A 22,859-nucleotide genomic window follows, 5' to 3' on the forward strand; every position below is an offset into this window, starting at 1 on the left:
CCGCGCGATGCCGATCCGCGTCCTGATCTGCGACGACTCCGCCGTGATGCGTGCCCTGCTGGCCGACATCGTCGCGCGCGAGCCGGACATGGAAGTCGTCGGCACCGCCGCGGATGCACTGGTGGCGCGCGAGATGATCCGCAACAGCAAGCCGGACGTGCTGACGCTGGATGTGGAGATGCCGCAGATGGACGGGCTGGAATTCCTCAGCCGCTTGATGCGCCTGCATCCGATGGCGGTGGTGATGATCTCCAACCTCACCGAGCGCGGCTCCGAGGCGTCGCTGCGGGCGCTGGAACTGGGCGCGCTGGAGATCGTGGGCAAGCCGCAGGCCCGCAGCGCCGAGGCGCTGGCCGAGTACGGTGCGGCGCTGGTGGAGCGCATCCGCGCGGCGCATCTGGCGTGGTCGCGCGCCAGCGAGCGGGGCCGGGTGATGTCGCCGCGTCCCGCGCCCGCGGTGGCCGCGGCACCTGCACTGGCGGTTTCCACCGTCGCCCCGGAAGCGCGCGCGCGCGCGGTGGCGCCTACGATGCCGGCGCCGCCGCGCCGGCTCGGCCAGCGGATCAGCGCGATCTTCATCGGCGCCTCCACCGGCGGGACGGAGGCGATCAAGGAAGTCCTGCTCGGCCTGCCGGTGGGCATGCCGCCGATCATGATCGTCCAGCACATGCCGGAGATGTTCACCGCGTCATTCGCACGCCGGCTCGACGGGCTGTGCGCGCTCGACGTGCGCGAGGCGGAATCCGGCGAGCGGCTGGAGTCGGGACGGGTCTACCTCGCGCCGGGCCACTCCCACCTGTCGGTGCGGCGCGCCGGCACCGGCTACCAGTGCGAGCTGTCGCGCGCGGAGCCGGTGAACCGCCACCGGCCGGCCGTGGATGTGCTGTTCCATTCCGCGGCGGCGGAGGTGGGCGCCGGCGCGCTCGGCGTGTTGCTGACCGGCATGGGCAAGGATGGCGCGGCCGGGCTGAAGGCGATGCGCGACGCCGGTGCGTGGACCATCGCCCAGGACCAGGAGTCCTGCGTGGTGTATGGCATGCCGCGCGAGGCGGTGGCGCTCGGCGCGGCCCAGCAGGTGCTGCCGCTGCGCGAGATCGGCGCCGCGCTGGTACAGCGTTGCAGCGTCTGAGCGGCAATCCTCCCGCATCCGCCCACTATTACTAAAGAAAGTTGACAGCGTCGCCGATAGAATCCGGCACGGAGACGGATTGCCGCCCGGCAGTCCGGGAGAAGCGATAAAAACGCGGCGACGACCGCGAGACCGGGGGAAGTAGACATGGGTTTGGCTTTGATTGCGGTGGTGGCGGGCGTCGCGTCTGCCGTGGGCGGCACGGCCGCGGTTGCGGTGGGCGGCGGACTGACGCCGCTCGCGGCGGCGGGGCAGGTGCTGGTGGGCGTGATCGTGGCGGTGGTGACCTGGGGCCTGCTGCGGGCGCAGGTGGGTAGCGGTCTGGCGGCTTTTGCCGAGACCTTGCGCCAGATGCACCGCGACGGCGACCTGTCGCGACGCGCAAAGGTGGGCGCCGGGCCGGTAGCGCCGTGCGCTGACACCTTCAACCTGCTGATCGAGAGCTTCCAGGGCATCGTCGGCAAGGTGATCTACGACGCCCAGCGCGTCGCCTCCACGGCCGACGTGCTGTCGCGCCATGCGCGCAGCGTTGCCGACGGCTCCAGCGCGCAGCGCGACGCCTCCGAGCAGATGGTGCGCGCGATCGAGGAAATGACCGCCGGCGTGAATGCGGTCGCCGATCATGCGACGCTGACCGCGCACAACGCGCAGGAAGCGCGCGAACTCTCCCGGGAGGGCACCCGCATCGTGTCCGACGCCTCCAAGGAGATCGAGCGCATCGCGCGCTCGGTCGAGCAGTCGGCGCAGGTGATCGCCGCGCTGGGCGAGCGTTCGGAAGCGATCAGCGGCATCGTCAAGGTGATCCGCGAGATCGCCGACCAGACCAACCTGCTGGCGCTCAATGCGGCGATCGAGGCCGCGCGCGCGGGCGAGCAGGGCCGCGGCTTCGCGGTGGTGGCGGACGAGGTGCGCAAGCTGGCCGAGCGGACCTCCGCGGCGACCAGCGAGATCGGCACGATGATCAACGCAATCCAGGACGAGACCCGCACGGCGATTTCGTCGATCCGCGAAGGCAGCAACCAGGCCCACGCCGGCGCGCAACTCGCGCAGCAGGCGGCCGGTTCGCTCGAACGCATCAACCAGGGTGCGCAGCAGACGATGGAGCGCATCGACGAGATCGCGGTGGCGATCGCGCAGCAGAGCCGCGAGGCGGACAGCGTCGTCGGCCATGTGCGCCACATCATGGACATGGTGGAGCGCAACTCCACCGGCGCCGCCGATACGCTGCAGGAAGCACAGTCGCTGGAGAGCCTGGCGGCCAACCTGCACGAGATCAGCAAGGTCTTCCGCCTCGGCTCGGAGGGCGAGCAGGCGATGCAGGTGCACAAGCGCATGCCGGAGATCGTCCAGCAGGCCGCGCGCGAGGTCGGCAAGCTGCTGGAAGACGCGATCGCGGCCGGTCAGCTGACCGAGGAGGCCGCGTTCGACTCCAATTACCAGCCGATTCCCAACACCCGGCCGCAGAAGTTCAATACGCGCTTCGACAGCCTCACCGACAAGGTCTTCCCGCGTGTGCAGGAAGCCGTGCTCGACCGCAACGCCGAGGCGGTGTATGCGATCGGCTGCGACCGCAAGGGCTATGTGCCGACGCACAACAAGCGCTTTTCGCAGCCGCTCACCGGCGACTACGACAAGGACTTCGTCGGCAACCGCAGCAAGCGCGTCTTCGACGACCCGGTGGGCAAACAGTGCGGCGCGCACGAACTGGAGTTCCTGATCCAGACCTATCGCCGCGACACCGGTGAAATCATGCACGACATCTCCGCCCCGGTTTACGTGAAGGGCCGCCACTGGGGCGGTTTCCGTATCGGCTACAAGGCATAGACGGCCGCCGAACGGGGCAGGGCGAGGCGCCGTCAAAATCCGGCACGGTGCCGCGCCGCGAGGCATGGTTGATGCGAGAATGCGGAGCCGCTCCGGTCCTTGGCAGTACGCCTCAAGTCTGTCGATGGCCGGTCGATAAACACAACATCACCTTCCGGCCGCGGCGGCCGGAGAAGACAAGCCGCCCCATGCGGAGAACGAAATGTCCGATCTGTTGAAGAACATCGATGCCCGCACCCGGCTTGCGGGCACCAACAAGCTGGAGATCCTGCTGTTCACGCTGGGTACCGACCAGCGTACCGGCCGGCGCGAAACCTTCGGCATCAACGTCTTCAAGGTCCGCGAGGTGATGCGCACGCCGCAGATCACCGCTGCGCCCGAGATGCCCTCGTCGGTGGAAGGCATGGTCAGCCTGCGCGGCGTGCTGGTGCCGGTGGTGGATCTGGCCAAATACGTCGGCATCGGCTCCGATTCGCCGCGCGACATCATGATCGTCACCGAGTACAACGGCCACACCCAGGGCTTCCTGGTGGAGGCGGTCGATACCATCCTGCGCCTGGACTGGTCGCAGATGCGGGTGCCGCCGGAAATGCTCACCGCCAACATGGGCGGGCTGGTTACCGCGGTGACCGAGCTGCAGGGCAACAAGCTGGTGATGATGCTCGACGTCGAGAAGGTGCTGTCCGAGACCACCCGCTACGACGACGCCTTCCTGTTCAAGGACATCGAGGCAATCGAGGACGGCGCCACGCACACCGTGTTCTTCGCCGACGATTCCTCGGTCGCGCGCAAGCAGATCACCCAGACGCTGGACATCCTCGGCGTGCGCCACGTCGGTTCGGTCAATGGCCGAGCGGCCTGGGAAGAGCTCAAGAAGGTGGCCGCCCATGCCGACGCCACCGGGCGCAAGGTCAAGGACATGGTCAGCCTGGTGCTGACCGACGTCGAGATGCCCGAGATGGACGGCTACATCCTGACCAAGCACATCAAGTCCGACCCGCGCTTCGAGGGGGTGCCGGTGATCATGCATTCCTCGCTGTCGGGCATGTCGAACCAGCAGCTCGGCAAGTCGGTCGGGGTGGACGAATACGTGCCCAAGTTCGAGCCGCAGCGCCTGGCGCAGACCCTGCGCCGCCTGCTCAAGCGCGACCACGCGGCCAAGGAGTGAGGTGAGCCCATGCTGAATCTGGACCAGAAGGACAACGCGCTGCTCGAAGCGGTGGATGGCCGCACGATGCTGGCCGGTTCCAACCGGATGGAGATCCTGCTGTTCTCGCTCGGCACCAGCGAGACCTTCGGCATCAACGTGTTCAAGGTGCGGGAAGTCTCCAAGACCCCGTTCATCACCAAGGCGCCCAACATGCCCAATGGCGTGGAAGGCCTGATCTCGCTGCGCGGCAACGTCATCCCGGTGCTGTCGCTCGGCAAGATCCTCGGCCTGTCGCAGCCCGGCACCGGCCTCGGCGGCTCGATGATGGTGACCGAGTACAGCAAGCGCACGCTCGGCTTCCTGGTCGACGAGGTGGACCGCATCATCCGCGTGGAATGGGACAAGGTGCGTACGCCCGACAACGTCTCGGCAGGCAACAACAGCTTCATCACCGCGATCACGGAACTCAACGACGGCAAGCTGGTGTCCATCCTCGATGTGGAAACCATCCTCGCCAACACCTTCGGCGAAGCCATCGTCGGCAACATCGCGCCGATCAGCGGCGGGCACGAGGTGAATGTGTTCTTCGTCGATGATTCCGCGGTCGCGCGGCGCAAGATCTCCGAGGTGCTCGACAAGCTCGGCGTGCGCCACAAGCACGCGCAGAACGGGCTGGAGGCCTGGACCCGCCTGGAAGGCATGGCCAGCCATGCACAGCAGATGGGCCGCCACGTCGCCGAGGAGATCGACCTGATCATGGTCGATGCCGAAATGCCCGAGATGGATGGCTATGTGCTGACCCGCAACATCAAGAACGACACGCGCTTCGAGGGCATCCCGGTAGTGATGCACTCGTCGCTGTCTTCCGACGCCAACCGGGCCATGGGAAAACGGGTTGGGGTCGATTCTTACGTGGCAAAATTCGACGCCGATGTGCTCGCCGAAACCCTGCGCCCGCTGCTGCAGCGCGCCCGCCCGGTCTGAGCCGCCCGCCCGCGAATTACGGAGACCAAGATGGCCGACCCCAAGATGAAATTCCTCGTCGTCGACGACTTCTCGACCATGCGCCGCATCGTGCGCAATCTGTTGAAGGAACTCGGCTACACCAACGTGGACGAGGCCGAAGACGGCGCGGTTGCGCTGCAGAAGCTCAACAGCGCGCCGTTCGACTTCGTCGTCACCGACTGGAACATGCCCAACATGGACGGGCTGACGCTGCTGCAGACCATCCGTCAGACGCCGCAGCTCAAGCACCTGCCGGTGCTGATGATCACCGCCGAGGCGAAGAAGGAAAACATCATCGCCGCCGCCCAGGCCGGCGCCAGCGGCTACATCGTCAAGCCCTTCACCGCGGCGACCCTGGCTGAAAAGCTGGAAAAGATCTTCGAACGTCTCGGCAAGAGCACCGTCGCCTGAGCCGCCCCGGACAAGAAAGGACAGGAGCCAGAGGATGGCCAAGAAGCTGAAATTTGACGAAGCGGGCGACTCCGACGATCTGCAGGCCTTGTTCGACAGCATCGCGTCGGCGCCGTCCGCGCCGGTGGCAGAAGCTGTCGCCGTCAAACCCGCGGCCGCACCGGCGCCTGCCCCTGCGGCCGCGTCCGGTGCCGCGGGCGACAACGACGAACTGCAGGCGCTGTTCGATGCCGTCGCCGCGGAGTTTTCCGAGCCTGCGCCCACGCCGGCCGCACCGCAGCCGGCGGTGCCCGCTGCCGCGCCGGCGGCCGAAGAACACAGCTGCGACGTGGTGTTCACCCGGCTCGGCAAGCTCACCCGCCAGGTGCACGACATGCTGGGCGAACTCGGTTTCGACCAGGCCCTGCAGGAAGTGGCCGAGGCCATTCCCGACGCTCGTCAGCGCCTCAACTACATCGCGCAGATGACCGAGCAGGCTGCCAGCCGCGTGCTCAACGCCACCGACATCGCCCAGCCGCTGCAGGATCAGGTCGAGTCGGAAGCTGAAGCCTTGCAGGCGCGCTGGGACAAGCTCTTCGCGCAGCAACTCTCGGTCGATGAGTTCAAGCAGCTGGCACTGGAGACGCGCGGCTTTCTCGGCACCGCGGCGCAGAACAGCCGGGCCACCAACGCCCAGTTGCTCGAGATCATGATGGCGCAGGACTTCCAGGACCTTACCGGCCAGGTCATCAAGCGCGTCGTCGACATGGCGCAGACCCTGGAAACCCAGCTGCTGCAGGTCCTGCTCGAAGTCACCCCGGCCGAGAAGCGCAACGACAAGCACAGCGGGTTGATGAACGGCCCGGTGATCAGCAGCGAAGGGCGCGACGACGTGGTGACCAGCCAGGGGCAGGTCGACGACCTGCTCGAAAGCCTGGGATTCTGAACACAGGCCGGGCACCGCCCGGCACGGCAACACCGGCGCCACACCGCCGCAGACAAGAAATACGGGAGCTTGAGCCATGAGTGACTTTGCCGGGATGGAAGACTTGCTGCAGGACTTCCTGATCGAAGCCGGGGACCTGCTGTCCGGTGTGGACAACAAGCTCGTCGATCTCGAGCGCTCGCCCGGTGACCGCGGGCTGCTCAACGACATCTTCCGCGGCTTTCACACCATCAAGGGTGGGGCAGGTTTTCTCAACGCCACCGAACTGGTGGCGCTGTGTCACCTGACCGAAAACCTGTTCGACAAGCTGCGCAACGGCGAACTCTCGATCACCGCCGAAGTGATGGACATGATCCTCGCCGCGACGGCCTCGGTGCGCGACATGTTCGGCTACCTGGAGCGCGGCGCGCAGCCGCCGGCGGCCGATCCGCAGCTGATGGCCGGGCTGAAGGCGGTGATCGCCGGCGAGGCGCCGCCTGCCGCCGCGCCGGCCGCGGCCGCACCCGCCGCGGCGCCCCAGCCGGCGTCGCAGGCCAAGGCCGGCGGCGCCAACGAGCCGGACTGGAACCTGCTGTACAACGCGGTCACCGGGCTGCCGGTGCCGGTGGGTGCGGCGCCGGCGCAGGTGCTTGATCCGGTGCCCGCGCAGCCGGAGAAGAATCCGGAAGAGATCATCCAGGCCGCGATCGGCCGCCGCTCGACCGACCGGCCGGGCGGGGCGGTGCCGGTGGGCCGCCGCGAGGGCGAGCGCCAGCGCGACAACTCGATTCGCGTCGATACCGCGCGCCTCGACCAGGTGCTCAACCTGTCGGGCGAAATCGGTCTGACCAAGAACCGCCTCAACGCGCTGCGCAGCGACATCCTCTCGGGCCGCAACGACACCGAAACCCTGCACGCGCTCGATCTGGCGGTGAGCCAGCTCGACCTGCTGGTGTCCGATCTGCAGAACGCGGTCATGAAGACCCGCATGCAGCCGATCGGCCGCCTTTTCCAGAAGTATCCGCGGATCGCCCGCGACCTCGCCCGCAACCTGGGCAAGGACGTGGAGCTCGTGCTGGCGGGCGAAGAGACCGAGATCGACAAGACCATGATCGAGGACTTGTCCGATCCCATCATCCACCTGATCCGCAATGCGGTGGACCATGGCGTCGAGGACAAGGCGGAGCGCCTTGCCAGTGGCAAGCCGGAGAAGTCGATCGTGCGCCTGGAGGCGCGCCAGGAGGGCGATCATATCGTCATCATGGTGGCGGACGACGGGCGCGGCATGAATGCCGAGCGTCTGCGCGCGAAGGCGCTGCAGAAGGGCCTCATCACCGATGAGGAGGCCAACACCATGGACGAGCGCCAGAGCTTCAACCTGGTGTTCCTGCCGGGCTTCTCGATGGCGGCACAGATTTCCGACGTTTCCGGGCGCGGGGTCGGCATGGATGTGGTGCGCACCAACATCCAGAAGCTGAACGGTTCGATCGACATCCGTTCGGTGCAGGGCAAGGGCACCACCTTCGTCATCAGCCTGCCGCTGACGCTGGCGATCCTGCCGGTGCTGCTGGTGCGGCTGGGCGAGCAGCCGCTGGCCGTGCCGTTGTCGATGGTGCGCGAGATCCTGCCGATCGACATCAAGGAGGTTCAGGAGGTCGGCGGCCGCGCCACCATGGTGGTGCGCGGCGAGGTACTGCCGGTGCTGCCGCTGGCGGCCCTGCTCGGATGGCCGCAGGAGCGCACGCCGGAGTACGGCGTGCTGATGCAGACCGCCGAGCTGTCCTTCATCCTTGCAATCGACAGCTTCGCCGGCCGCGAGGACGCGGTGATCAAGTCGCTCGACGACTTCCGTCCCAAGGGCGTGGCAGGCGTCACCACGCTCTCCAACGGCCAGATCGTGTTGATCCTGGACATGAAGGAACTGCTCGGCGCGGCCGGCGAGCACCGCGGCGTGCCGAGGGCCACGCTACTGCGCGATATGGCGGTTCCTGCGCTGGCCTGACCCGCCCGCCTGCTCCCAACCCGCAAACCCGGCGCTTCAGCCGGGTTTGTTGTTTTGTGCGGGGGGCTTGCCTAGGATGAACCACAGGGGATCGCATCCTGCGCCCCGATGGGGGAACCATGGCGGGATTCGATTTCGATCACTGGTGCGACTTGGCCAAACGCGATCCGGCAGCTTTCTTCCATGCCCGACACCGGCTGATCGAGCGCTTCATCGAATCGCACCCCGCGCCCCAGGCCCGCCGGCTGCGCGAGATGCAGGCCTTCATCGACTGCGTGCGGGTGTCCTCGGGCACGCCGATGGGGGCTGTCCGCAACATCGCCGGGCTGATGCAGGAACGTCTCGACGTGTTGCGGCGCAAGGGGGCCGAGTTGAATGCGGCGGGGGAGCGCCTGAAGGAGATGATGCACCGGCTCGAAGAACACATCTGAGCCGGTGCAGCGTTTTCAGGCAGTGAGTTCGAGCAGCTTGGCGAAGGCCTGTTCGAATTGCGTCAGGCCGTCCTGCTGCAGCGACTCACCCACCGCGTCGAGGTCGATACCGAGGCCGGCCAGCGCCTCGTAATGCGCGCGTGCTTCTGCCACGCCGTCTTCCAGCGTTGCTGCGGCCTTGCCGTGATCCAGCAGCGCCGCCAGTGTGGCGTCGGGCAGGGTATTGACCGTCTGTGCGCCGATCAGCGGCTCCACGTACAGCAGGTCGGGATAAGCCGGGTTCTTGGTGCCGGTGCTCGCCCACAGCATGTACTGCGGCCGCGCCCCCGCCGCCCGCAGCGGAGCGAATTCGGGCCCGCCAAACACGGCGCGGTTGCGCTGGTAGGCAAGTTTGGCCATTGCCACCGCCGTCTTGCCGAGATGGGGCAGCCCCGCTTCGCCACTGGCCTCCAACCGGGTGTCGACCAAGGTATCGACGCGCGACAGGAAGAGGCTGGCCACCGACATCACCGCCGTGACATCGCCGCCCTGCTGCTGCAGGCGCGACAGGCCGCGCACGTAAGCCTGCGCGACCGCGTCCACATGGGCCAGCGAGAACATCAGCGTGACGTTGACGCTGATGCCGCGCGCGATCAGCGCCTCGATGGCTTCCAGCCCCGCGGGGGTGGCCGGCACCTTGATCAGCAGGTTGGGGCGGTCCACCGCGGCTTTCAGGCGCACGCCGGCGGCGATCGTGGCCGCGGCGTCGTGGGCCAGCGCGGGCGACACCTCAAGGCTGACGTAGCCGGCCTCGCCCTTGCTGTCGCGGTAGAGCGGCAGCAGCAGGTCGCAGCCCCGCTGCACGTCCGGAACGACCAGGCCCTCGTAGCAGGCTTCCGCCCCCCGTTTCTCCGCTTTCAAGGCCGCCAGGTCGTCGCCGTAGTAGCGCCCGTCGGCGATTGCCTTGTAGAAGATCGCCGGATTGGTGGTGACGCCACTGACCCCTTCGTCGATGAAACGCGCCAGGTGGCCGTCGTTGAGCAGGGTACGGGAGAGGTTGTCGAGCCAGACTTGCTGGCCGTGCTGGCGGACCTGGAGCAGCGGTTTCATGGCGGCGCGGAACTTAGCGGGTGGATTCGGGGAAACACGCATTGTGCCCCGTATCCCCGTCGGCCGGAAGGCGCGCCAGCGCGTCATGCCAACCGAGTGCGTCGGCGACCGCGCGGAAGTCTGGCGCGGGGGCGGCATGCAACTGCAGCGGCGCGTCGCGCTGCGGATGGCGCAGTTCGATGTCGGTGCAGGCGAGCAGCATCCGTTCGCTGCCGAAGTGCGCCTGGAACATGCGATTGTGCTTGCCCTTGCCGAAGGTCGAGTCGCCGATGATGGGGTGGGAGATGTGCTTCAGGTGCCGCCTGATCTGGTGGCGGCGCCCGGTTTCCGGTTCCAGCGCGAGCAGCGCGTAGCGGCTGGTGGGATAGCGGTCGACCGCCCAGGGCAGCTCTGCGGTTGCGAGGCGGCGGAAATGGGTGATCGCGGGCTGCGGCGCGAAGACCTTGTCCTCGGCGACGTGCTCGACCGGGTCGAAGCGGCGGCTCAGCGGATGGTCGATCGTGCCCGCCTCGGCCGGATGACCGCGCACGATGGCGACATACTGCTTGCGCACGGCGCGGGTTTCGAACTGCGTCGCGAGCCGTCCGGCGGTGTCGCGGTCGAGCGCGAACACGAGCACGCCCGAAGTGCCTTTGTCGAGACGGTGTACCGGGTGCACGTGGCGGCCGAGCTGGTCGCGCAGCAGTTGCACCGCGAAGCGTTCCTCGTGCGCGTCGAGCGCGCTGCGGTGTACCAGCAGCCCGGAGGGCTTGTGGATGGCGACGAGGTGTTCGTCTTGATAAAGGATCTCGAGCACGGGCGGGAGTGGAAAAAGAAAAAGCGACCCGGTCGGGTCGCTTTTGCTGCCGCGGGTGCGTGCACCCGCGAGGCAGGCGGGATCAGGCGAAGTTCTGCGCCGCGAAATCCCAGTTGGCGAGCTTCTCGAGGAAGGTCTCGACGAACTTGGGACGCAGGTTGCGGTAGTCGATGTAGTAGGCGTGTTCCCACACATCGATACAGAGCAGAGCCTTGTCGCCGGTGGTCAGCGGGGTGCCGGCAGCGCCCATGTTGACGATGTCCACCGAGCCGTCGGCCTTCTTCACCAGCCAGGTCCAGCCGGAGCCGAAATTGCCCACGGCGGAGGTCTGGAAAGCCTTCTTGAAGTCGTCGAACGAGCCCCACTTGGCCTTGATCGCGTCAGCCAGCGCGCCGGTCGGTTCGCCACCGCCGTTCGGCTTCATGCTGTTCCAGAAGAAGGTGTGGTTCCAGACCTGCGCCGAGTTGTTGTACACGCCGCCGGCCGGGGCCTTCTTGATAATGGCTTCGAGGTCGAGGTTCTCGTACTCGGTGCCCTTGATCAGGTTGTTGAGGTTGGTGACGTAGGCTTGGTGGTGCTTGCCGTAGTGGAATTCCAGCGTTTCTTCGGAGATGGCCGGCGCCAGGGCGTTCTTGGCGTAGGGCAGGGGGGGCAGCGTGTGTTCCATCGAATTCTCCTGTCTGTGTCCGTTGGGGGGTAAAGTCCGACAATTCTAGTCAGGATTGCTCAGGGTCGCCAATCCCGACAGCCATTGATCTTAAGCCGAACGCGGCGTTTGGGAAACCGCGGCAACAGCAAATGCATATGCCGGAAGTGCCCCGGCATCAGGGCCGGGGCGGCTGCGTGGCGGTGACTTCCGCGTCGAGACGGCCATCGGCCAGTTGCACGCTCACCGCGTCGCCCACGCCGATGTCCTGAACGGAACGCAGGATGTGGCCGTGGGCGTCGCGGGTGATGCTGTAGCCGCGCGCGAGCACGGCATCCGGCGCGAGATGCTTGAGGTGGTCCTGTAGTGCCTCCAGCCGCAGGCGGTGCCGCTGCATGACGGTGTCGAGGCCGCGACGCAGGCGCGCGGCGAGCTGGTGCTGGTCGGCGCGCGCGCGCGCCAGATCGGGCCGGCGCCCGCGCAGGCGCAGGCCGAGGCGCGCGAGGCGTTCGTCTGCCCGCTGCAGCTGCCGCGTTCCGGCATCGTGGAGCCGGCGCTCCAGCGTTGCGAGTTGAACCCTGGCGGCTGCCAGCCGCTGGCGCGGATGCACCAGTCGCAGCGCGGCACGGTCGAGGCGCTGGGCGAGCGTGTCGAGCCGGCGCTGCATGGCGCGGGCAAGATGTTGGTCGAGCGCGAGGACGCGGTCGCGCGCGGCATGAAAACCCGCGCTTGCAAGTTCGGCCGCGCCGGTCGGCGTCGGGGCGCGGAGGTCGGCGGCGAAGTCGGCGATGGTGAAGTCGGTTTCGTGCCCCACGCCGCACACCACCGGCAACGGACTGCGCCGGATGGCGCGCGCCAGCCCTTCGTCGTTGAAGGCCTGCAGGTCTTCGATGCTGCCGCCTCCGCGCACCAGCAGGACGAGGTCGATGCCGTCTTCCGCCGCGCGCGCCGCCGCGGCTTCCAGCGCCGCCACCAGCCGCAGCGGCGCATCCGCACCCTGCACCGGGGCGGGATACAGCACCACCGGCAGTTGCGGCGCACGGCGCTTCAGGGTGACCAGCACGTCGCGCAGGGCGGCCGCGGCGGGCGAGGTGACGATACCGATGCCGCGCGGATACGGCGGCAAGGGGCGCTTGACCGCGGCATCGAACAGGCCTTCGGCGGCGAGCTTTTCCTTCAGGCGCGTGAAGGCTTCGAACAGGTTGCCGATGCCCGCCGGGCGCAGCGCCTCCACGCCCAGCTGATAGTCGCCCCGGACTTCATAGACAGTCACCAGGGCGCGGGCTTCGACCCGCATGCCGTTTTCAGGCCGGAAGGGCAGCAACTGGGCACGGTTGCGCCACATCGCGCACCGCACCTGGGCCTGCTCGTCCTTGAGGGTGAAATACAGATGTCCGGAGGCGGCACGGGTGAGGTTGGAGATCTCGCCGCTGACCCACAGCAGGGGGATGGCCGACTCGAGTACCTCGCGCGCGAGGCGGTTCAGTGCGGACACCGTAAGCACTTGAGCGGACAGGGATAGCGGTGATGCTTCAGGCGATTGGGAGGCGAATTTCATGCCCGGGATTGTAGCGGAATCCACAGCCCCGCCGGACTGTCAAGCCTGAATCGGCAAGTCCTTGATCCGACTGGGAGTGTTTGTCAAGTAGTTGATAACTAACGGTATTTTATGTTGCCTAATTTTTCAGCGAAGCAAGCAAAAGCCCGCGGCGACGGGCTTCCGGGGCAACATCCCGAATCAGTCCACAAACTTATCCACAGCTTTTGTGGATTCTCCGCACAGCGCCCCGACTTGCCGCCCGACGGGGGCTGGCGCTAGAGTTCCGCTTTTTCCCGGGGAGTGGGCGCGTGTTCGAGATCATTCAGGCTGCGGGATGGCCGATCTGGCCGCTGTTGCTGGCGTCGGTTATTGCAGTGGCATTGATCATCGAACGTTCCGTGTCGCTCCGGCGCGCGCGCGTGGTTCCGGCCGGGCTGCTCGACAAGGTGCTGGTGGACCTGCGCAGCCACGGTGCCTCGGCCGAGATGATCAACCGCGTCGCCGCGCATTCGCCGCTCGGCCGCGTGCTGGCTGCGGGCCTGCGCAACATCGGCGCCTCGCGCGACGTCATGAAGGAATCGATCGAGGAAACCGGCCGGGCGGTGGTCCACGAACTCGAGCGCTTCCTCACCACGCTCGGCACCATCGCTTCGGTGGCGCCGCTGCTCGGCCTCTTCGGCACCGTCATCGGCATGATCGAGATCTTCGCCTCGCAGGGTATCAGCGGCGCCAACACCGCCCAGCTCGCGCACGGCATTTCGCTCGCGCTGTACGCCACCGGCTTCGGCCTGGTGATTGCGATTCCGACGATGATCTTCTGGCGCCATTTCCGCCGCCTGATCGACGACTTCGTCATCGACATGGAGCAGCAGGCGATCAAGCTGGTCGAGGTCGCCCAGGGCGACCGCCGCGGCTGAGGGCGATGGCGATGAATTTCCGGAAGGGCAATCGCGATGAGGAGCCGGAGATCAACCTCATCCCCTTCATCGACGTGCTGCTGGTGATCGTGATCTTCTTGATGCTGACGACCACCTTCTCCAAGGTGTCGGGCCTGGAAATCAACCTGCCGACGTCCGCAGCGGATGGCAGCGAAACGGTGGCGAACGAAATTGCGGTCGCGGTCACGGCCACCGGCGACGTGCTCGTCAATCGCCAGCCGGTGGCCGGACGCGGCATCGACGAGCTCGCCGCGGCGCTCGGCAAGGCCAGCCCGTCCAACGGCCGCGAGCCGGTCGTGGTGATCAGCGCCGACGCCAAGACCCCGCACCAGCGCGTCGTGGACGTCATGCAGGCGGCGCAGCGCGCCGGCCTTGCCCACATCACTTTCGCCACCCAGACCCCGGCGAACTGACCCATGGCGGCTGCGCGCGGGGCCATGCCCACCGCCCCGTCGTACTGGCGCAGCCGCGGTCCGCGCGCGCTGCTGCTGTATCCCCTGTCCCTGCTGTTCGGCCTGCTCGCCGCATTGCGACGCCGGCTCTACCGCGCCGGCCTGCTTTCGCAGGTGCGGCTGCCGGTGAAGGTGATCGTCGTCGGCAACATCGCGGTCGGCGGCAGCGGCAAGACTCCGGTGGTCGCCTGGCTGGTCGAGCAGTTGCGGGCGGCCGGCTGGCATCCGGGCATCATCAGCCGCGGGCACGGCGGCAGCGCGCGCGGCGTGCTCGAAGTGGTCGCCTCCGGCGATGCCGGCGTATGCGGCGACGAGCCGCTGCTGCTTGCGCGCCTCACCGGCGTGCCGGTCTTCGTCGGGCGCGACCGCCCCGCGGCCGCCGCCGCGCTGCTGCAGGCCCACCCGGAATGCGATGTCATCGTCTCCGACGACGGCATGCAGCACTACCGCCTTGCCCGCGACCTGGAGCTGGCGGTGGTCGATCCCGCCACGCTGGGCAACCGCTGGCTGCTGCCCGCCGGGCCGCTGCGCGAGCCGGTCCGCCGGCTCGACCGCGTGGACCTGGTGATCCGCCACGGCGACGAGGGGGAACTGCCGCCCGGGCTGGGCGCGCGTGCGGTGCCGATGCGGCTGGTCGGCGACGGGTTCCGCGGCGTTGCCGATCCTGCCCGGCGCTGCGATGCGAGCGCCTTCCGCGGCCGCCGGGTCCATGCCGTTGCCGGCATCGGCCGTCCGCAGCGCTTCTTCGACCAGCTCGCGGCGATGGGTCTGGACGTGGTGCCGCATCCGTTTCCCGACCATCACCGCTTCGTTGCCGCCGATCTCGACTTCGCGCCCGGCGAGCCCAAGCTGATGACCAGCAAGGATGCGGTAAAATGCGCGCCTTTCGCACCGGCCGACGCCTGGGAATTCCCGGTGACGGCCGAAATCGGTTCGGGTGCCGCCGAACGCATCCTGGAGAGACTGCAACATGGACGCCCGCCTGCTTGAAATCCTCGTCTGCCCGCTGTGCAAGGGTCCGCTCGACTACCTCAAGGACAAGCAGGAGCTGGTCTGCAAGGCCGACCGCCTCGCGTTCCCGATCCGCGACGGCATCCCGGTGATGCTGGAAGAGGAAGCGCGCGCGCTGGCCGCCGAGGACGTGGACGCGTTGCGTTGAGCGCCGCCATGTCCGCCTTCCGCATCGTCATTCCCGCCCGTTTCGCCTCCAGCCGGCTGCCGGGCAAGCCGCTCGCCGACATTGCCGGCAAGCCGATGATCGTCCGCGTGCTCGAACGCGTGCAGGACGCCGGCGCCGCCGAGGTGTGGGTGGCCACCGACCACGATGGCGTGCGCGAGGCGGTTGAGGCGGCCGGCGGCAAGGTGGTCATGACCCGCGCCGACCATCCGAGCGGCACCGATCGCCTCGCCGAGGTCGCGTGCGCGCTCGGCTGGCAGGACGAGGACATCGTCGTCAACGTACAGGGCGACGAGCCGCTGATCGACCCCGCCATCATCACCGCGGTGGCGGCCGAACTCGCGGCCGACGGCGAAGCCGCCATCGCCACCGCGGCGCATCCGATCCACGACGCCGACGAAGTCTTCAATCCCAACGTCGTCAAGGTGGTGTGCGACGCCCAGCAGCGCGCGCTGTATTTCTCCCGCGCGCCGATTCCCTGGGCGCGCGATGCCTGGGCGCAACCCGGCGAGCGCGCCGTCCTGCCGGCCGGACTTCCGGTGCTGCGCCATGTCGGGCTGTATGCCTACCGCGTCAGCTTCCTGCGCCGCTACACCGCGCTGGCGCCCGCGCCGATCGAGCAGTGGGAAGCGCTGGAGCAGCTGCGGGCGATGTGGCACGGCTACCGCATCCGCGTGCTCGGGCTGGAGGCCGCGCCGGCCGCGGGGGTCGATACCGTGGAAGACCTGGAGCGGGTGCGGGCGGTATTCGCCGGCGCTGCCTGACACGTTTTGCGCGGTCTTTCGGTTTGACCGTGCCGGTCGAGTCGTTTAAGTTTCGGCCTTTTGGTTCATCTAGTTCATAAAGCAGGCCGGCAGCACAGGCCAAAATCTCGGGAGGGTGTATGCGACTGATTCTGTTGGGACCGCCGGGCGCCGGCAAGGGCACGCAAGCGAACTTCATCAAGGAGAAGTTCGGCATTCCGCAGATCTCCACCGGCGACATGCTGCGCGCCGCGGTCAAGGCCGGCACCCCGCTGGGCATCGAGGCCAAGAAGGTGATGGACGCCGGTGGCCTGGTGTCCGACGAGATCATCATCGGCCTGGTGAAGGACCGCCTGCAGCAGGACGATTGCAAGGCCGGCTACATGTTCGACGGCTTCCCGCGCACCATCCCTCAGGCCGACGCGATGAAGGACGCCGGCGTGCCGATCGACTTCGTGCTCGAGATCGACGTGCCCGACAGCGAGATCGTGGAACGCATGAGCGGCCGCCGCGCCCACCTGGCCTCCGGCCGCACCTACCACGTCAAGTACAACCCGCCCAAGGTCGAGGGCAAGGATGACGTCACCGGCGAAGACCTGGTGCAGCGCGACGACGACAAGGAAGAGACCGTCAAGAAGCGCCTGGACGTCTACCACGCCCAGACCAAGCCGCTGGTCGAGTACTACAGCAGCTGGGCCGCCTCCGGCGACGTCAAGGCGCCCAAGGTGCGCAAGATCTCCGGCCTCGGTGCCGTGGATGAGATTACCGCCCGCGCCTTCGACGCGCTGAAGTAATCCGGCGCCCGGCGCCGTCATCCGACGCGGTCGGTACCGAACCCGGTGCCGGCCGCGTTTGTCTTTGCAGGTGTGATCCGGCGCATGCGCGCCGCTGTCGAGGTGACCTCCGACGATGAGCCCGACCCAGCCGTTCAATCTCCTCTACGCCCAGGCGGGCGGCGTCACCGCGGTGATCAACGCGAGCGCTGCCGCGGTCATCGAAGCCGCGCGCGAACATCCGCAGGCGATCGGCACTGTCTATGGCGCGCGCAACGGCATTCTCGGGGTGCTGAGTGAAACGCTGGTCGATACGACGCCGCTGACGCCCGCCGAGCTGGCACAGCTTGCACTCACGCCCGGCGGCGCATTCGGTTCGTGCCGCTTCGACCTCGATCCGGAGGAAGCCAATCCCGCGCAGTACGACCGTCTGTTCGAGGTGTTCGCCAGCTATCGCATCGGCGCCTTCCTGTACAACGGCGGCAACGGTTCCATGGACATCGTCGCCCGCGTTGCCGCAGCGGCGCGCGCGCGGGCTTACCCGCTGTGCTGCATCGGTGTGCCCAAGACGGTGGACAACGACCTCGAGGGCACCGACTGCTCGCCCGGCTTCGGCTCCGCGGCCAAGTATCTCGCCACCGCGATGCGCGAATCCGGGCTGGACCTGGCGGCGATGTCCAGCCGGCGTGGGCGGGTGTTCGTCATGGAGGTGATGGGGCGCAACGCCGGCTGGCTGGCCGCCGCAACCGCGCTGGCCGCGCGCAACGAGGACGAGCCGCCACACATCGTGCTGCTGCCCGAGGTCGCGTTCGACGAGGAGGCCTTCCTCGCGCGGGTGAAGGCGGTAGTCGAGCGCCTGGGCTACTGTGCAGTCACCGTGGCGGAAGGCATCCGCCGCGCCGACGGCACGCTGGTGATGGAGCAGTCGCACGACGCGCTCGGTCACGTCCAGCTGGGCGGCGCGGGGCAGTGCGTCGCGCGCTTGGTTTCGGCGCGCTTCGACTACAAGCACCACTGGGCCATCCCGGACTACCTGCAGCGCGCGGCCGGCCACTGGCGCTCGGCCACCGACGTGGCGCAGGCAAGGGCGGTGGGGCGGGCTGCGGTGGCCTACGCGCTGGCCGGGCAGGATGGGGTGATGCCGGCGATCCGCCGCCTGGCCGACGAACCGTATCGGTGGGATGTGCAGCCGGTGCGGGTGGAGGAAATCGCCAACCTCGAGCGCCGCGTGCCGCCGCATTTCATCGCCGCCGACGGCCTGCACGTCACCGCCGCCGCCAAGGCCGCGCTGGCGCCGCTGATCGAAGGCGAACTGCCGGTGCCGACCCACGCCGGTCTGCCCGACTACTTCCAACTACAACTCGCACCCGAACCGCGCCGGCTGCCTGCCTGGACGCGCTGAGCGCGGGCGGCAGGCCGATGCGCGCGGCGATCCTGTTCGCGGTCTGGCTGTGGCTTGCGGCCACGGCGGCCGCGCAGCCGCCCGCGCCCGAGGCCGCGACCGGCTTCTCACCGCGACCGGCGGTACGCGCTTCCAACGCAATGGTGGTGACCGCCCACCCGCTCGCCACCGACGCCGCGCTTGCCGTGCTGGGCGAGGGTGGTTCGGCCGCGGATGCCGCGATTGCCGCGGCGCTGGTGCTCAATGTGGTCGAACCGCAATCGTCCGGCATCGGCGGCGGCGGTTTCCTGCTCCACTACGACGCTGCCGCGCAGCGTCTTGCCGCCTGGGACGGCCGCGAAAGCGCGCCTGCGGCGGTGGAGGCGGACTGGTTCCTGGACGAGGCCGGGCGCCCGCTGCACTTCTTCGACGCGGTGGTGGGCGGCCGTGCGGTGGGTGTGCCGGGGTTGCCGCGCCTGCTCGAAGCCGCCCATCGGCGCCACGGCGTGCTGCCCTGGGCGCGCCTGTTCGCGCCCGCGATTGCATTGGCGCGGGAGGGCTTCGCGGTGTCGCCGCGCCTGCACGCGCACATCGCGCGCGACCGCTTCCTGCGCGCCGACCCCGCCGCGCGCCTGCTGTTCTTCGATGCGGGCGGTGCGCCGCTGGCGGTGGGTGCGACGCTGCGCAATCCGGCGCTCGCCGCGACGCTGGAACTGCTCGCGCGCGACGGCGCCGAGGCCTTCTACGGCGGCGAGGTGGCGCGCGATCTCGTCGCCGCGGTGGCGCGCGCCCCGGCGCCGGGCGCGCTCACGCTGGACGACCTTCGCTCCTACGAGGTGGTCGAGCGCCCGGCGCTGTGCGGCCCGTACCGCGCCTGGCGGGTGTGCGGCATGCCGCCCCCCAGCGCCGGCGGTGCGAGCGTGCTGGCCCTGCTCGGCGTGTTGCAACGCTTCGACCTGCCTGCGATCGCGCCGGATTCGGCTTTTGCCGCGCACCTCTTCGCCGAGGCGGGCCGGCTTGCCTATGCGGACCGCGAAGCCTGGTACGGCGACCCCGCGGCGATGACGCTGGCGCCCGCGCAGTTGCTGGCGCCGCGCTACCTCGCCCGCCGCGCCGCGCTGATCGCGCTCGACGGCAGCATGGGGACCGCGCCGGCGGGCGTGCCGGACCCCGCGGTGGCAGCGGTGGCGGCGAGCAGCCCGGAGTGGCCCGCCACCACGCACATATCGGTGGTGGATGCAGGCGGCAACGCGGTGTCGCTGACCGCCTCGATCGAGAACGCCTTCGGCAGCCGGCGCATGGTGCGCGGCTTCCTGCTCAACAACCAGCTCACCGATTTTTCGTTTGTCCCGAGCGGTGAGCACGGGGCACACCCCAACCGCGCCGGGCCGCGCAAGCGCCCGCTCAGCTCGATGGCGCCGACGCTGGTGTTTGCGCCCGATGGACGGCTGCACGCGGTGCTCGGCTCGCCCGGCGGCAGCGCCATCATCAACTACGTGGCGGCCGCGCTGGTGGGCGTGCTCGACTGGGGGCAGGCGCCGGACGCGGCGCTGGCGCGGCCGCACGCCGGCAGCCGCAATGGCCCGACCGAAGTGGAGGACAACGCCGCCGGGTGCGCGCTGGCGGGCCGACTCGCGCTGTTCGGGCACCGCCCGCAACTGCGTGACCTCACCAGCGGCACCAGCCTGATCGTGCGTGAAGCTGGAGGCTGGGCGGGCGCGGCCGATCCGCGCCGCGAGGGCAGCGCGGCGGGTTACTGAGCGGTCAGCGCCGGCCGCGCAGCACGCGCGCGGGCGGGCAGCACCTCGCGTTCGGGCCGGCCGACGTGGTAGCCCTGCGCATAGTCGATGCCGAACTCGCGCAGCAGCGCCAGCACCTCGGCCGATTCCACGAACTCCGCCACCACCTTGATCTTCAGTGCACGCGACAGCTCGGTGATGCTCTGCACGAAGATGCGGTCGCGTTCGCTGTTGACCATGTTGGCGATGAAGTCGCCCTCGATCTTCAGCACGTCGAACGGGAAGCGGCGCAGGTAGTGGAAGGACGAGAAGCCCGAACCGAAGTCGTCGATCGCGAGGCGGAAGCCTTCCGCCTTCAGGTCGCAGATGAAGCGTTCCAGCAGCGACAGATTCTTCACCGTGTCGCGCTCGGTGATCTCGAACACGATGCGTTCCGGCGCGATGCCCGAGTCGGCGACGATGCTGCGCAGCGTGCGCGCGAACTCCGCCAGCACCAGCGCGCGCGGCGACAGGTTGAAGAAGATGTCGCCGTCGAAGTCGCTCTCGCGCACGCGCGCCAGCGCGGCTTCGATGACGATCGCGTCGAGGCGGTGGATCACACCGATCTTCTCGGCGATCTCGATGAACTGGTCGGCGCGCAGCAGCTGGCCGTTCACCTCCAGCCGCGACAGCACCTCCACCGCCGCGACGCGGCCGTCCTCGATGCCGAGGATGGGCTGGAAGAAGGGGATGATGCGGCGCTCGTTCACCGCGTGGAGCACCGCCATGCTCATCTCGGAGACGTCGCGGAACACCGCCATCACGTCTTCCTCGCTCGGCACCGCCACCCGCTCCTTACCCTCGGCCTTGGCGCGGTACATCATGTTGTCGGCGAACAGGAACAGGTCCTTGGCGGTGGTGGCGTGGTCCGGATACACCGCCAGCCCGATCGACACGGTGCCGCGGATCGGATCGTTGCCGGGAATTTCGAGCGCGATGTCGCGGGTGGCGTCGAGCAGGCGGCGCGCGGTGGCGTAACCCTGTTCCAGCTCGGTCTCCGGCAGGATCACGACGAACTCGTCGCCGCCGTAGCGCGCCAGGATGTCGCCGCCGCGCAGCGCCTGCTGCATGCTGCGCGAGAACTGCTGCAGGAAGCGGTCGCCGGTGGCGTGGCCGTAGTGGTCGTTGATGAGCTTGAAATTGTCGAGGTCGATCAGCAGCAGCGTGGCGCGGGTGGCGTGGCGCTGGCTGCGGTCCAGTTCGTAATCGAGCAGTTCCCAGAACACGCGCTGGTTGTAGAGGTCGGTCAGCGGGTCGCGGGTGGCGTAGTACTCCAGGTCGCGGGTGTATTTGTGGATCGCCTTGATCGAGCCCACCACGTTCAGCAGTGTGGACAGGATGGAATCGAGCACCAGGTTGTGGGTCTGGTCCACCGGCCCCGCGGCCTGCACGCCGATGCCGACGATGCTGCCGATCTTCGGGCGGTCGACGAAGAAGGACTTCACCCGCAGCGTCAGCTCGGCGTCCTCGGCCGGCGTGGCCGTCTGCGCCGGGTAGTGGTGGTGGATGTTGAGCGTGGCCGGCGCCGAGAAGCGCGGGTCGTCGTTCAGCGTGTCGCGCACCACGGCCTCGATCCGGCGCCGCGTCGTGGTGCCCGGCTGCACGTGCCAGAAGATCTCCACGTCGAACAGTTCGTCGTCGATCTGGAACACCGAGAACAGCACATGGGCGTCGATGATGCTGTTGATGTCGACCAGCAGCTTGCCGACGTAGGCGCGCCAGTCGCGGATCACCTCGGACGTGATGACGAATTTCTCCAGCAGGCCGATCTCGAACAGCAGGATGTTCTTGTCCACCGCGATCGTGCGCAGGCGCGCGGCAAGGCCGGCGATGGCCTCGTGGACGCGGTTGATTTCGCCGAAGGTGGCCTTGCGCTCGCCCAGCCGCAGATGGCGCAGGTCCGAGACCTTGTTGATCGAATCGAGGCTGCTTTCCACCTCGTTCACGCTGCGCGATACCGAGCGTCCGATCCACCACAGTGCGGTGCCCGCCAGCAGCAGCCCAAGCAGCAGGCTGGGCGCCGCGTGCAGGTAGAACGCCGAGCGCGCCTGCTGCAGCACCTGGCCGAAGGGCTGGGTGACCTCGATTGCGCCAAGCACGTCGCCGGGGCGGGCGTTGTCGTGACAACCGAGGCAGCGTTCCTCGGCGCGCAGCGGCACCGCGCTGCGAAAACGCCCGTCGCTCACATGGTCGCCCGCGTCGCCGCGCTGCAGTGCCGCGCTCACCAGTTCGTCAGGCGCGGGCTGCGCGATGCTGCCGTAGCGTGCCTCTACCACCGGGCTGCGGTAGATGGCCACCTTGAGGCCGGCCTCGTTGCCGCCGGCGTGGATGCCGTCGAGAAAGCGCTCGGCCTGCGCGCGCGTCCAGCCCTGGCTCATGATGCCGTACATCGCGGCGAAGCTGACCCGCGCCGCCTCGCGCGCCTGGTCGCGCGCATGGGTGCTGAAGGCTTGCTCGAACGCGGAACTGATCGCGAGCCAGCTGCCTGCCGTGAAGATGATGCCGACCGCGGCGGAGGTGGCGACTATGAAACCTTTGAGGTTCATCGGAGGCGGGCTTCTTGGGAGGGTGGGCTCACGATACTGACAGCCCAATCCGGGTCTGTTGCGCTAGATCAAGACTCGGTGCCAGCCGCGGGGCAAGGCGCGACGGCCGGCGTGGAAGGGGGCACGAAGGGAAGCGGTCCCCCG

Annotated in this window: 21 protein-coding genes; 16 read left to right on the top strand and 5 right to left on the bottom strand. The window is 68.4% G+C overall.

The genetic code is table 11. From position 1 onward, the window contains the following. The first annotated feature begins 7 nt into the window (after positions 1 to 7). The 8 genes from dqs_RS07755 to dqs_RS07790 all read left to right on the top strand — a co-directional run bounded on the left by dqs_RS07755 (position 8) and on the right by dqs_RS07790 (position 8,856). The gene (locus dqs_RS07755; protein WP_065340112.1) at positions 8 to 1,129 is read left to right on the top strand and encodes a protein-glutamate methylesterase/protein-glutamine glutaminase; all 1,122 of its coding nucleotides are present in this window, start codon (positions 8 to 10) and stop codon (positions 1,127 to 1,129) included. Between the two features lie 147 nt (positions 1,130 to 1,276). Continuing rightward, positions 1,277 to 2,953, top strand: coding sequence for a methyl-accepting chemotaxis protein (locus dqs_RS07760; protein WP_065340113.1), 1,677 nt, complete (start codon positions 1,277 to 1,279; stop codon positions 2,951 to 2,953). A gap of 202 nt (positions 2,954 to 3,155) precedes the next feature. Continuing rightward, on the top strand, positions 3,156 to 4,121 hold the full coding sequence (locus dqs_RS07765; RefSeq protein ID WP_011765191.1) for a chemotaxis protein: 966 nt from the start codon (positions 3,156 to 3,158) through the stop codon (positions 4,119 to 4,121). A 9-nt stretch (positions 4,122 to 4,130) separates the two neighbouring features. Continuing rightward, on the top strand, positions 4,131 to 5,087 hold the full coding sequence (locus dqs_RS07770) for a chemotaxis protein (RefSeq protein ID WP_011765192.1): 957 nt from the start codon (positions 4,131 to 4,133) through the stop codon (positions 5,085 to 5,087). A gap of 30 nt (positions 5,088 to 5,117) precedes the next feature. Beyond that, positions 5,118 to 5,519: a chemotaxis response regulator CheY gene (gene cheY / locus dqs_RS07775; RefSeq protein WP_011765193.1), complete on the top strand. Its 402-nt coding sequence runs from the start codon at positions 5,118 to 5,120 to the stop codon at positions 5,517 to 5,519. Positions 5,520 to 5,553: 34 nt separating this feature from the next. After that, on the top strand, positions 5,554 to 6,444 hold the full coding sequence (cheZ, locus tag dqs_RS07780; RefSeq protein WP_065340114.1) for a protein phosphatase CheZ: 891 nt from the start codon (positions 5,554 to 5,556) through the stop codon (positions 6,442 to 6,444). 76 nt (positions 6,445 to 6,520) lie between these two features. Next, on the top strand, positions 6,521 to 8,425 hold the full coding sequence (locus tag dqs_RS07785; protein ID WP_179948016.1) for a chemotaxis protein CheA: 1,905 nt from the start codon (positions 6,521 to 6,523) through the stop codon (positions 8,423 to 8,425). A 119-nt stretch (positions 8,426 to 8,544) separates the two neighbouring features. Continuing rightward, entirely contained in the window at positions 8,545 to 8,856 is a 312-nt protein-coding gene (locus dqs_RS07790) for a DUF3135 domain-containing protein (RefSeq protein ID WP_011765196.1), read from the top strand. A gap of 15 nt (positions 8,857 to 8,871) precedes the next feature. Here dqs_RS07790 and tal read toward each other — a convergent pair whose 3' ends face one another. The 4 genes from tal to xseA all read right to left on the bottom strand — a co-directional run bounded on the left by tal (position 8,872) and on the right by xseA (position 12,945). Continuing rightward, a complete protein-coding gene (tal, locus tag dqs_RS07795; RefSeq protein ID WP_065340115.1) occupies positions 8,872 to 9,945 on the bottom strand; it encodes a transaldolase in 1,074 nt (357 codons plus the stop codon). A 13-nt stretch (positions 9,946 to 9,958) separates the two neighbouring features. Then, positions 9,959 to 10,741, bottom strand: a complete 783-nt coding sequence (locus dqs_RS07800) for a pseudouridine synthase (RefSeq protein WP_065340116.1) — start codon at positions 10,739 to 10,741, stop codon at positions 9,959 to 9,961. An 82-nt stretch (positions 10,742 to 10,823) separates the two neighbouring features. Continuing rightward, complete coding sequence (locus tag dqs_RS07805; RefSeq protein WP_011765199.1) at positions 10,824 to 11,408, bottom strand: superoxide dismutase; 585 nt, start codon at positions 11,406 to 11,408, stop codon at positions 10,824 to 10,826. A gap of 157 nt (positions 11,409 to 11,565) precedes the next feature. Further along, the gene (xseA, locus tag dqs_RS07810; RefSeq protein ID WP_179948017.1) at positions 11,566 to 12,945 is read right to left on the bottom strand and encodes an exodeoxyribonuclease VII large subunit; all 1,380 of its coding nucleotides are present in this window, start codon (positions 12,943 to 12,945) and stop codon (positions 11,566 to 11,568) included. A gap of 290 nt (positions 12,946 to 13,235) precedes the next feature. On the opposite strand from xseA, the gene dqs_RS07815 reads away from it, so the two are divergent. From dqs_RS07815 to ggt, 8 genes are all read left to right on the top strand, one after another. Further along, positions 13,236 to 13,844: a MotA/TolQ/ExbB proton channel family protein gene (locus dqs_RS07815; RefSeq protein ID WP_011765201.1), complete on the top strand. Its 609-nt coding sequence runs from the start codon at positions 13,236 to 13,238 to the stop codon at positions 13,842 to 13,844. An 11-nt stretch (positions 13,845 to 13,855) separates the two neighbouring features. After that, entirely contained in the window at positions 13,856 to 14,278 is a 423-nt protein-coding gene (locus dqs_RS07820) for an ExbD/TolR family protein (RefSeq protein WP_011765202.1), read from the top strand. Between the two features lie 3 nt (positions 14,279 to 14,281). After that, a complete protein-coding gene (gene lpxK, locus dqs_RS07825; RefSeq protein WP_084018306.1) occupies positions 14,282 to 15,307 on the top strand; it encodes a tetraacyldisaccharide 4'-kinase in 1,026 nt (341 codons plus the stop codon). Continuing rightward, the gene (locus dqs_RS07830; RefSeq protein WP_011765204.1) at positions 15,288 to 15,476 is read left to right on the top strand and encodes a Trm112 family protein; all 189 of its coding nucleotides are present in this window, start codon (positions 15,288 to 15,290) and stop codon (positions 15,474 to 15,476) included. The genes lpxK and dqs_RS07830 overlap by 20 nt, the downstream gene beginning before the upstream one ends. 8 nt (positions 15,477 to 15,484) lie before the next feature. Next, a complete protein-coding gene (gene kdsB, locus dqs_RS07835; RefSeq protein WP_179948018.1) occupies positions 15,485 to 16,258 on the top strand; it encodes a 3-deoxy-manno-octulosonate cytidylyltransferase in 774 nt (257 codons plus the stop codon). Positions 16,259 to 16,377: 119 nt separating this feature from the next. Beyond that, complete coding sequence (gene adk, locus dqs_RS07840) at positions 16,378 to 17,031, top strand: adenylate kinase (protein ID WP_065340119.1); 654 nt, start codon at positions 16,378 to 16,380, stop codon at positions 17,029 to 17,031. 115 nt (positions 17,032 to 17,146) lie between these two features. Next, positions 17,147 to 18,412: a 6-phosphofructokinase gene (locus dqs_RS07845; protein ID WP_065340120.1), complete on the top strand. Its 1,266-nt coding sequence runs from the start codon at positions 17,147 to 17,149 to the stop codon at positions 18,410 to 18,412. A 17-nt stretch (positions 18,413 to 18,429) separates the two neighbouring features. Beyond that, entirely contained in the window at positions 18,430 to 20,151 is a 1,722-nt protein-coding gene (gene ggt / locus dqs_RS07850; RefSeq protein ID WP_065340121.1) for a gamma-glutamyltransferase, read from the top strand. On the opposite strand, the gene dqs_RS07855 is transcribed toward ggt, so the two are convergent. Continuing rightward, the gene (locus tag dqs_RS07855) at positions 20,145 to 22,715 is read right to left on the bottom strand and encodes an EAL domain-containing protein (protein ID WP_065340122.1); all 2,571 of its coding nucleotides are present in this window, start codon (positions 22,713 to 22,715) and stop codon (positions 20,145 to 20,147) included. The genes ggt and dqs_RS07855 overlap by 7 nt on opposite strands. Positions 22,716 to 22,859 lie beyond the last annotated feature (144 nt).

The organism is Azoarcus olearius, assembly GCF_001682385.1.
Lineage (GTDB): Bacteria > Pseudomonadota > Gammaproteobacteria > Burkholderiales > Rhodocyclaceae > Azoarcus > Azoarcus olearius.

Bases quoted from the DNA above. Each gene is read 5' to 3' on its own strand.
- dqs_RS07755 (WP_065340112.1), top strand. From the start codon at position 8: ATGCCGATCCGCGTCCTGATCTGCGACGACTCCGCCGTGATGCGTGCC.
- dqs_RS07760 (WP_065340113.1), top strand. From the start codon at position 1,277: ATGGGTTTGGCTTTGATTGCGGTGGTGGCGGGCGTCGCGTCTGCCGTG.
- dqs_RS07765 (WP_011765191.1), top strand. From the start codon at position 3,156: ATGTCCGATCTGTTGAAGAACATCGATGCCCGCACCCGGCTTGCGGGC.
- dqs_RS07770 (WP_011765192.1), top strand. From the start codon at position 4,131: ATGCTGAATCTGGACCAGAAGGACAACGCGCTGCTCGAAGCGGTGGAT.
- cheY (WP_011765193.1), top strand. From the start codon at position 5,118: ATGGCCGACCCCAAGATGAAATTCCTCGTCGTCGACGACTTCTCGACC.
- cheZ (WP_065340114.1), top strand. From the start codon at position 5,554: ATGGCCAAGAAGCTGAAATTTGACGAAGCGGGCGACTCCGACGATCTG.
- dqs_RS07785 (WP_179948016.1), top strand. From the start codon at position 6,521: ATGAGTGACTTTGCCGGGATGGAAGACTTGCTGCAGGACTTCCTGATC.
- dqs_RS07790 (WP_011765196.1), top strand. From the start codon at position 8,545: ATGGCGGGATTCGATTTCGATCACTGGTGCGACTTGGCCAAACGCGAT.
- tal (WP_065340115.1), bottom strand. From the start codon at position 9,945: ATGAAACCGCTGCTCCAGGTCCGCCAGCACGGCCAGCAAGTCTGGCTC.
- dqs_RS07805 (WP_011765199.1), bottom strand. From the start codon at position 11,408: ATGGAACACACGCTGCCCCCCCTGCCCTACGCCAAGAACGCCCTGGCG.
- xseA (WP_179948017.1), bottom strand. From the start codon at position 12,945: ATGAAATTCGCCTCCCAATCGCCTGAAGCATCACCGCTATCCCTGTCC.
- dqs_RS07820 (WP_011765202.1), top strand. From the start codon at position 13,856: ATGAATTTCCGGAAGGGCAATCGCGATGAGGAGCCGGAGATCAACCTC.
- lpxK (WP_084018306.1), top strand. From the start codon at position 14,282: ATGGCGGCTGCGCGCGGGGCCATGCCCACCGCCCCGTCGTACTGGCGC.
- dqs_RS07830 (WP_011765204.1), top strand. From the start codon at position 15,288: ATGGACGCCCGCCTGCTTGAAATCCTCGTCTGCCCGCTGTGCAAGGGT.
- kdsB (WP_179948018.1), top strand. From the start codon at position 15,485: ATGTCCGCCTTCCGCATCGTCATTCCCGCCCGTTTCGCCTCCAGCCGG.
- adk (WP_065340119.1), top strand. From the start codon at position 16,378: ATGCGACTGATTCTGTTGGGACCGCCGGGCGCCGGCAAGGGCACGCAA.
- dqs_RS07845 (WP_065340120.1), top strand. From the start codon at position 17,147: ATGAGCCCGACCCAGCCGTTCAATCTCCTCTACGCCCAGGCGGGCGGC.
- ggt (WP_065340121.1), top strand. From the start codon at position 18,430: ATGCGCGCGGCGATCCTGTTCGCGGTCTGGCTGTGGCTTGCGGCCACG.
- dqs_RS07855 (WP_065340122.1), bottom strand. From the start codon at position 22,715: ATGAACCTCAAAGGTTTCATAGTCGCCACCTCCGCCGCGGTCGGCATC.